General features: G+C 68.0%; 8 protein-coding genes. 6 read left to right on the forward strand and 2 right to left on the reverse strand.

Annotated features, from left to right (window positions below):
• The 6 genes from A9X05_RS24220 to A9X05_RS24245 form a co-directional block, all read left to right on the forward strand.
• A partial coding sequence (locus tag A9X05_RS24220) for a transketolase (protein ID WP_197499188.1) occupies positions 1-1,350 on the forward strand: 1,350 nt, incomplete at its 5' end.
• A gap of 15 nt (positions 1,351-1,365) precedes the next feature.
• Positions 1,366-2,484 (forward strand): transaldolase, encoded by a 1,119-nt coding sequence (tal, locus tag A9X05_RS24225; protein WP_067784499.1) that lies wholly within the window; start codon positions 1,366-1,368, stop codon positions 2,482-2,484.
• Positions 2,481-4,025, forward strand: coding sequence for a glucose-6-phosphate dehydrogenase (gene zwf / locus A9X05_RS24230; RefSeq protein ID WP_067784502.1), 1,545 nt, complete (start codon positions 2,481-2,483; stop codon positions 4,023-4,025). The genes tal and zwf overlap by 4 nt, the downstream gene beginning before the upstream one ends.
• A 49-nt stretch (positions 4,026-4,074) precedes the next feature.
• Complete coding sequence (opcA, locus tag A9X05_RS24235; protein WP_067784505.1) at positions 4,075-4,986, forward strand: glucose-6-phosphate dehydrogenase assembly protein OpcA; 912 nt, start codon at positions 4,075-4,077, stop codon at positions 4,984-4,986.
• Complete coding sequence (gene pgl / locus A9X05_RS24240) at positions 4,983-5,738, forward strand: 6-phosphogluconolactonase (RefSeq protein WP_067784508.1); 756 nt, start codon at positions 4,983-4,985, stop codon at positions 5,736-5,738. The genes opcA and pgl overlap by 4 nt, the downstream gene beginning before the upstream one ends.
• Before the next feature lie 28 nt (positions 5,739-5,766).
• Positions 5,767-6,165 carry an ATPase gene (locus A9X05_RS24245; protein WP_067275764.1) on the forward strand — a complete coding sequence of 133 codons (399 nt, stop codon included), beginning with the start codon at positions 5,767-5,769 and terminating at the stop codon, positions 6,163-6,165.
• A 10-nt stretch (positions 6,166-6,175) separates the two neighbouring features.
• On the opposite strand, the gene A9X05_RS24250 is transcribed toward A9X05_RS24245, so the two are convergent.
• Both A9X05_RS24250 and A9X05_RS24255 read right to left on the reverse strand, forming a co-directional pair.
• Positions 6,176-6,988, reverse strand: a complete 813-nt coding sequence (locus tag A9X05_RS24250) for a DUF1206 domain-containing protein (RefSeq protein ID WP_067784512.1) — start codon at positions 6,986-6,988, stop codon at positions 6,176-6,178.
• 16 nt (positions 6,989-7,004) lie between these two features.
• On the reverse strand, positions 7,005-7,869 hold an 865-nt coding region (locus A9X05_RS24255), incomplete at its 5' end, for a phosphoenolpyruvate carboxylase (protein ID WP_156736947.1).

The raw sequence follows: 7,869 nt of genomic DNA on the forward strand, positions 1-7,869 counted from the left end.
GAGGCCATCGCCAACGCCAAGGCCGTCACCGACCGGCCGTCGTTCATCGAGTTGCGCACCATCATCGGCTACCCGGCGCCGAAGTTGATGAACACCGGTAAGGCGCACGGCGCGGCCCTGGGCGACGAGGAGGTCGCTGCCGTCAAGGAGATCCTGGGCTTCGACCCAAGCAAGAACTTCGAGGTGCGCGACGAAGTCATCGCCCACACCCGCAAGCTGGTGGACCGGGGCAAGGAAGCGCACGAGAAGTGGCAGGCGGACTTCGACGCCTGGGCGCAGCGCGAACCCGACCGCAAGGCGCTGCTGGACCGGTTGACCGCCGAGGAATTGCCCGACGGCTGGGACGATGACGTCCCGACCTGGGAACCGGGCGACAAGGCGTTGGCCACCCGGGCCGCGTCCGGTGAGGTGCTGTCCGCGCTTGGCCCGAAACTGCCGGAGTTGTGGGGCGGCTCGGCCGACCTCGCGGGCAGCAACAACACGACCATGAAGGGCGTGGATTCGTTTGGCCCGCCGTCGATTTCGACGAAAGACTACACCGCGCACTGGTACGGCCGAACGCTGCACTTCGGTGTGCGTGAGCACGCGATGGCCGCCATCCTGTCCGGCATCGTGCTGCACGGACCGACCCGCGCATATGGCGGCACGTTCCTGCAGTTCTCCGACTACATGCGACCGGCGGTGCGGCTGGCCGCGCTGATGGACATCGACACCATCTACGTGTGGACCCACGATTCGATCGGCCTCGGCGAGGACGGCCCGACCCACCAGCCAATCGAGCACCTCGCGGCGCTGCGCGCCATTCCCAAGCTGTCGGTGGTGCGGCCCGCCGACGCCAACGAGACCGCGTACGCCTGGCGCACCATCCTGGCCCGCGGCAACGGCAGCGGTCCCGTCGGGCTGATCCTGACCCGCCAGGGCGTGCCGATCCTCGAGGGCACCAACATCGAGGGCGTGGCCCGGGGTGGCTACATCCTGGGTGACCAAGGGGCCGAGGATCCCGACGTCGTGCTGATCGCGACCGGCTCCGAGGTCCAGCTCGCGGTGGAGGCCCAGAAGTTGTTGGCCGACAAGGACATCGTGGCGCGGGTGGTGTCGATGCCGTGCGTGGAATGGTTCGAGTCGCAGCCCGAGGACTACCGCGACAGCGTGCTGCCCCCGTCGGTGTCGGCCCGGGTGGCCGTCGAGGCGGGCGTCGCGCAGTCCTGGCACAAGCTCGTCGGCGACACCGGCCGCATCGTCTCGATCGAGCACTATGGCGAATCCGCCGATTACAAGACTTTGTTCCGTGAATTCGGTTTCACCGCAGAAGCCGTCGCGGCCGCCGCGGAACAGGTAGTTGACAACTGAGAAAGGGTGGTTCGCATGACTCAGAACCCCAACCTCGCGGCGCTGTCCGCCGCGGGCGTGTCCGTATGGCTCGATGACCTGTCGCGCGAGCGGTTGCAGTCGGGCAATCTGCAGGAGCTCATCGACACCAAAAGCGTTGTGGGCGTGACGACCAACCCGTCGATCTTCCAGAAGGCGCTCGCCGACAGCGACACCTACAACGACCAGATCTCCGAATTGGCCGAGCGCGGCGCCGACGTGGACGCAACGATCCGCACGGTCACCACCGACGACGTCCGCAACGCGTGCGATGTGCTGCGGCCCCAGTGGGAAGCCTCCGACGGCGTCGACGGCCGGGTCTCCATCGAGGTCGACCCGCGCCTGGCCGCCGAGACCGACAAGACCACCGCCCAGGCCGTCGAGCTGTGGAAGATCGTCGACCGGCCCAACCTGTTCATCAAGATCCCGGCGACGAAGGCCGGAATTCCCGCCATCACCGCCGTTCTCGCCGAAGGGATCTCGGTCAACGTCACCCTTATCTTCTCCGTCGAGCGGCACCGCCAGGTGATGGACGCCTACCTGGCCGGCCTGGAGAAGGCGCGCGAGGCCGGACACGACCTGTCCAAGATCCATTCCGTTGCATCGTTTTTCGTGTCGCGCGTGGACACCGAGGTGGACAAGCGCCTGGAGAAGATCGGCTCGGAGGAGGCGCTCGCGCTACGCGGGCAGGCCGGGGTGGCCAACGCCCGGCTCGCCTACGCGGCCTACCAGGAAATCTTCGAGGGCGGCGACCGCTACGAGGCGCTCAAGGGCAGCGGGGCCCGCGTGCAGCGTCCGCTGTGGGCGTCGACCGGGGTCAAGAACCCCGACTACTCCGACACCCTCTACGTCACCGAGCTGGTCGCGCCGAACACGGTGAACACCATGCCGGAGAAGACGATTGACGCCGTGGCCGACCACGGAGAGATCAAGGGTGACACGGTCACCGGCACCGCTTCCTCGGCCCAGGAGGTGTTCGACAAGCTGGCCGGAGTCGGGGTCGACCTGACCGACGTGTTCGTCGTGCTGGAGAACGAGGGCGTGGAGAAGTTCGTGGAGTCGTGGACCGAGCTGCTGGAGGAGACACAGAAGCAGCTGGGTTCCGCCTCGAAATGAGTCCGGCTCGCACCGCTGACCAATGGCATAACCCGTTACGGGACAAGCGCGACAAGCGGCTGCCGAGGATCGCCGGCCCGTGCGGCATGGTGATCTTCGGCGTCACCGGCGATCTCGCGCGCAAGAAGGTGATGCCGGCCATCTACGACTTGGCCAACCGCGGGCTGCTGCCGCCGAGCTTCTCGCTGGTGGGATTCGCGCGCCGCGACTGGGAAACCCAGGACTTCCGCAAGGTGGTCTACCAGGCCATCAAGGACCACTGCCGCACCCCCTTTCGGGAGGAGAACTGGGAACGACTGGCCGAGGGATTCCGCTTCGTCCCAGGGTCTTTCGACGACGACGCGTCGTTCGGCCGGCTGGCCGAAACCCTGGACAAGCTGGATGCCGAGCGGGGCACCGGCGGCAACCACGCGTTCTACCTGGCGATCCCGCCGAAGTCCTTCCCCGTGGTGTGCGATCAGCTGCACAAGTCCGGGTTGGCGCGCCCGCAGGGCGACCGCTGGAGCCGGGTGGTCATCGAGAAACCCTTCGGGCACGACCTGGAGAGCGCGCAGGCCCTCAACCACGCGGTCAACGCCGTCTTCCCGGAGGAGGCGGTGTTCCGCATCGACCACTACCTGGGCAAGGAGACGGTGCGCAACATCCTGGCGTTGCGCTTCGCCAACCAGTTGTTCGACCCGATCTGGAACGCGCACTATGTGGACCACGTGCAGATCACGATGGCCGAGGACATCGGATTGGGCGGGCGCGCGGGATATTACGACGGCATCGGGGCCGCCCGCGACGTCATCCAGAACCACCTGATGCAGCTGCTGGCGCTCACCGCCATGGAAGAGCCGGTCAGCTTCAACCCGTCGGCGCTGCAGACCGAGAAGATCAAGGTGCTCTCGGCGACCCAGCTGGCCCAGCCGCTGGACGAGACCACCAGCCGCGGCCAGTACTCCGGTGGCTGGCAGGGCGGCGAGAAGGTCGTCGGGCTGCTCGACGAGGAGGGGTTCGCCAAGGACTCCACCACCGAGACGTTCGCGGCCATCACGCTGGAGGTGGACACCCGCCGCTGGGCCGGCGTGCCGTTCTATCTGCGGACCGGAAAACGCCTGGGCCGCAGGGTCACCGAGATCGCCCTGGTCTTCAAGCGCGCCCCGCACCTGCCGTTCGATGCCACCATGACCGACGAGCTGGGCACCAACGCGATGGTCATCCGGGTGCAGCCCGACGAGGGCATCACGCTGCGGTTCGGTTCCAAGGTCCCGGGAACCGCGATGGAGGTCCGCGACGTCAACATGGACTTCTCCTACGGCTCGGCGTTCGCCGAGGAGTCACCGGAGGCCTACGAACAGCTGATCCTCGACGTGCTGCTGGGCGAGCCCTCCCTGTTCCCGGTCAACGAAGAGGTCGAATTGGCTTGGCAGATATTGGATCCCGTGCTGGAGAACTGGGCGTCCGACGGCAAACCCGAGCCGTACGAGGCCGGCACCTGGGGCCCGGAGTCGGCGTTCGAGATGCTGCGACGGACCGGGCGCGAATGGCGGCGGCCGTGATCCGCGCCGGCGACGATGCAGAACCGCGTGATGAGGAGGAGCGGCGCACTTGATTATCGACATGCCGGACACCACCACCACCGCGGTCAACAAGAAGCTCGACGAACTGCGGGAAAAGGTCGGCGCCGTGACGATGGGCCGGGTGCTGACGCTGATCATCGCGCCGGACAGCGACGCCATCCTGGAGGAGTCGCTCGAGGCGGCCAACAACGCCAGCCACGAGCATCCCAGCCGGGTCATCGTGACGATGCGGGGCGACCCGTACGCCGACGAGCCGCGCCTCGACGCGCAGTTACGGGCGGGCGGCGACACCGGCGCCACCGAGGTGGTGATCCTCAACCTGTCCGGGGCGCTGGCCGGGCACGCCGCCAGCGTCGTGACCCCGTTTCTGCTTCCCGACATCCCGGTGGTGGCGTGGTGGCCGGACGTCGCCCCGGCCGTTCCCGCCCAGGATCCGTTGGGCAAGTTGGCGATTCGGCGCATCACCGACGCCACCAACGGAACCGATCCGCTGGCGGCGATCAAGGGCCGGCTGCCCGGCTATACCGCCGGCGACACCGACCTGGCCTGGGCCCGCATCACCTACTGGCGGGCGCTGCTCACCTCCGCGGTCGACCTGTCGCCCCACGAGCCGATCGAATCGGCCCTGGTGTCCGGGCTGAAAACCGAACCGGCGCTTGACATCCTGGCCGGCTGGCTGGCGAGCCGCATCGATGGCCCGGTGCGCCGCGCGGTTGGCGAGCTGAAGGTGGAACTCGCGCGCAAGAGCGAGACCATCGTCTTGAGCCGGCCCCAGGAGGGCAGGACGGCAACACTGAGCCGCACCGCCAAGCCGGATGCCCTGCTTCCCTTGGCGCGCAGGGAAACCGGCGAGTGCCTCGCCGAAGACCTGCGGCGGCTCGACCCCGACGAGATTTACCAGACGGCGTTAGAAGGCATTGAGAAAGTGCAGTACGTGTGAGCACCATCATCGAAGTTTTCCCGCAGAGCAAGGCGCTGGTCGAGGCCGCGGCCAGCCGGTTGGCGGAGAGCATCCGCAACGCCGTGGCGGCCCGGGACCGGGCGCTGGTGGTGCTCACCGGAGGCGGCAACGGCATCGGGTTGCTCGAGTCGCTGGCGGGCCTCGAGATCGCCTGGCCCAAGGTGCACCTGTTCTGGGGCGACGAACGCTACGTCCCCGAGGACGACGACGAGCGCAACGACAAGCAGGCACGGGCGGCGCTGCTGGACCGGATCGACATCCCGTCCAGCCACGTGCACGCGATGCCGGCCAGCGACGGCGAATTCGGCACCGATCTCGCCGCCGCGGCGCTGGCCTACGAACAGCTGTTGGCGGCCAACGCCGAACCCGGCCAGCCGGTGCCGAACTTCGACGTGCACCTGCTGGGCATGGGCCCCGAAGGTCACATCAACTCGCTGTTCCCGGACACCCCGGCCGTGCTGGAAACCAGCCGCATGGTGGTCGGAGTCGAGGACTCCCCCAAGCCGCCACCCCAACGAATCACGTTGACGCTGCCCGCGGTTCAGCGTTCGCGTGAGGTCTGGCTGATGGTGTCCGGGGCTTCGAAGGCGGATGCCGTGGCGGCGGCCATCAGTGGCGCCGCGCCGGTCTCGGTGCCGGCCGCGGGCGCGATCGGCCGGGAAACCACGCTGTGGCTGCTCGACGAGGAGGCCGCGGCCAAACTCCCCGCACGCCCCGGTCAGCCAAGCTAGTCCCGCGCCCGGCGGGATCGGGGTCATAATGACGGGCATGGCAGACAGAACCGTGCGCGGTGGGCAAGAGCGAAGCCGGATCAAAACCCTCACCCAGGCTGCGTTGAACGCCGACAAGACGGTGGAGCAGGTCGAAGACGTCCTCGACGGCCTGAGCACGACGATGAAAGAGCTGAACACGTCCCTGTCCGCCCTGAACGCCACGGTCGAGCGCATGGAGAGCGGCCTGGACCATCTGGACGGCACCCTGTCGCGGCTGGACGACCTGGCGCGGCGCCTGATCGTCCTGGTCGAGCCGGTCGAGGCGATCGTCGGGCGGATCGACGACATGGTCAAAGTCGGCGAGGTGATGATGACGCCGCTGTCCATGACCGAGCACGCGGTGCGCGGCGTGGTGGACCGGCTGCGCAACCGTGCGGTGGAGTAGCTGCGGGCGGTTACATCTTGGTCGACCGGGCCATCACGAAGCTGTACAGCCCGTAGATGATGATCCCCACCCCGGCGGCGATCAGCAGCGCCGCCCCGAAGTGCTGAGCCCCGAGCGTCTTCAGCGCCCCGTCGAGTCCGGTGGCCTTCTTCGGCTCCGAGCGGCACGCGGCGACGATCACCAGCGCGCCCGTCAGGGTGATCACGATTCCCTTGCCGATATAGCCCGCCACGCCGAGGCGGCGCACCAAGTCGCCGGACTTGCCCCGCAGGTCGTCGACGAAGTTGCGGCTGGCGCCCTTGTAGATGTGGTAGCAACCGACCGCGACGATGATCGCGCCGCAGCCGATCAGCGCTACGGTGCCGCCGGTCGTCGCCATCAGGCGCGCGCTGATGCCCGAATTCTGTTGGTCCGCCTGCCTGCCCGCGCCGCGGGCGAACCCGAACGCGGAATAGGCGAAGGCCAGGTAGACCGCCGCCAGACCCAACGCCTTGAGCCGGGTGGACGCATCCGACGACGGACCCTCCGACTCACGGTCGCACGATCGGCCGAGGGCGGTTTCGACGAGCCGCCACAGGCCCATCGCCAGCAGGGCGGCGGTGGCGATCCAGAGCGCGAACGTGCCGCCCGGCTTGGCCGCCAGCGTCGCCAGGGCGCCGGTCTGGTCGGCGGTGCCGCCTTCTCCGCACGCGACCCGGATCGCGAGGTAGCCGACGATCAGGTGCAGTATCCCGTTGACCACATACCCGACCCGGGCGAGACGTTCGAAGACGCCGTTCTGGGCCACTTCGGCCGCGCTGACGGGCGACGCGATGTCCGACATGGCTTACGAATGCCCGTCACCCGCTGTTCCGTAACGCGCTGGCCAATCCGTTCATCGTCAGCAGGATGCCGCGCTGCACCAGTTCGTCGTCGTCGCCCGAGCGGTAGCGGCGCAGCAACTCCACCTGCAGGTGGTTCAGCGGTTCCAGATAGGGGAAGCGGTTGAACACCGAGCGCGCCAGCGCGGGATTGTCGGCGAGCAGGTCGTCCTGACCGGTGATCAGCTTGTGCATCGCGATGGTTCGCCGGTGCTCGTCCACGATCTTGTCGAACACGCGGTGCCGCAGTTCCTCGTCGTCGACCAGCTCCGCGTACCGCGCCGCCAGGCCGAGGTCGCTCTTGGCCAGCACCTGGGCCATGTTGGACAGCACGCTGCGGAAGAACGGCCAGCGCTCGTAGAGCTCGTGCAGGATCGCCACCCGTTCGTCTTCGCTTTCCGGGCCCGCCCCGATCCACTGCTCGAACGCCGACCCGGTGCCGTACCAACCGGGGAGCATGACCCGCGACTGGGCCCACGCGAGCACCCAGGGGATGGCACGCAGGTCCGAGATCGACGAGGTGGGTTTGCGGGACGTGGGCCGACTGCCGATGTTCAGCGAACCGATCTCGCTGACCGGTGTGGAGGCCATGAAGTACTCGACGAAACCCGGTGTGTCGTGCACCAATTCGGCATAGGCGCGTTGCGCCAGGGTCGCCACTTCGTCGAGCACCGCGTAGGCCGGCTCCGCGGCGTCACCCAGACCCTCGACGTCGAGCAGCGTCGACTCCAGCGTGGCGGCCACCAGGCTCTCCAGGTTGCGCCGCGCCGCCTGCGGTTCGGCGTACTTGGCGGCGATCACCTCCCCCTGCTCGGTGAGCCGCAGTGATCCGTTCACCGCGCCG

The sequence above is a fragment of the Mycobacterium sp. E3298 genome (genome assembly GCF_001666895.1).
GTDB lineage: Bacteria > Actinomycetota > Actinomycetes > Mycobacteriales > Mycobacteriaceae > Mycobacterium.

What these genes read in the sequence shown, in the direction of transcription:
- tal (WP_067784499.1), top strand. Translation starts at nt 1,366, where the DNA reads ATGACTCAGAACCCCAACCTCGCGGCGCTGTCCGCCGCGGGCGTGTCC.
- zwf (WP_067784502.1), top strand. Translation starts at nt 2,481, where the DNA reads ATGAGTCCGGCTCGCACCGCTGACCAATGGCATAACCCGTTACGGGAC.
- A9X05_RS24245 (WP_067275764.1), top strand. Translation starts at nt 5,767, where the DNA reads ATGACGGGCATGGCAGACAGAACCGTGCGCGGTGGGCAAGAGCGAAGC.
- A9X05_RS24250 (WP_067784512.1), bottom strand. Translation starts at nt 6,988, where the DNA reads ATGTCGGACATCGCGTCGCCCGTCAGCGCGGCCGAAGTGGCCCAGAAC.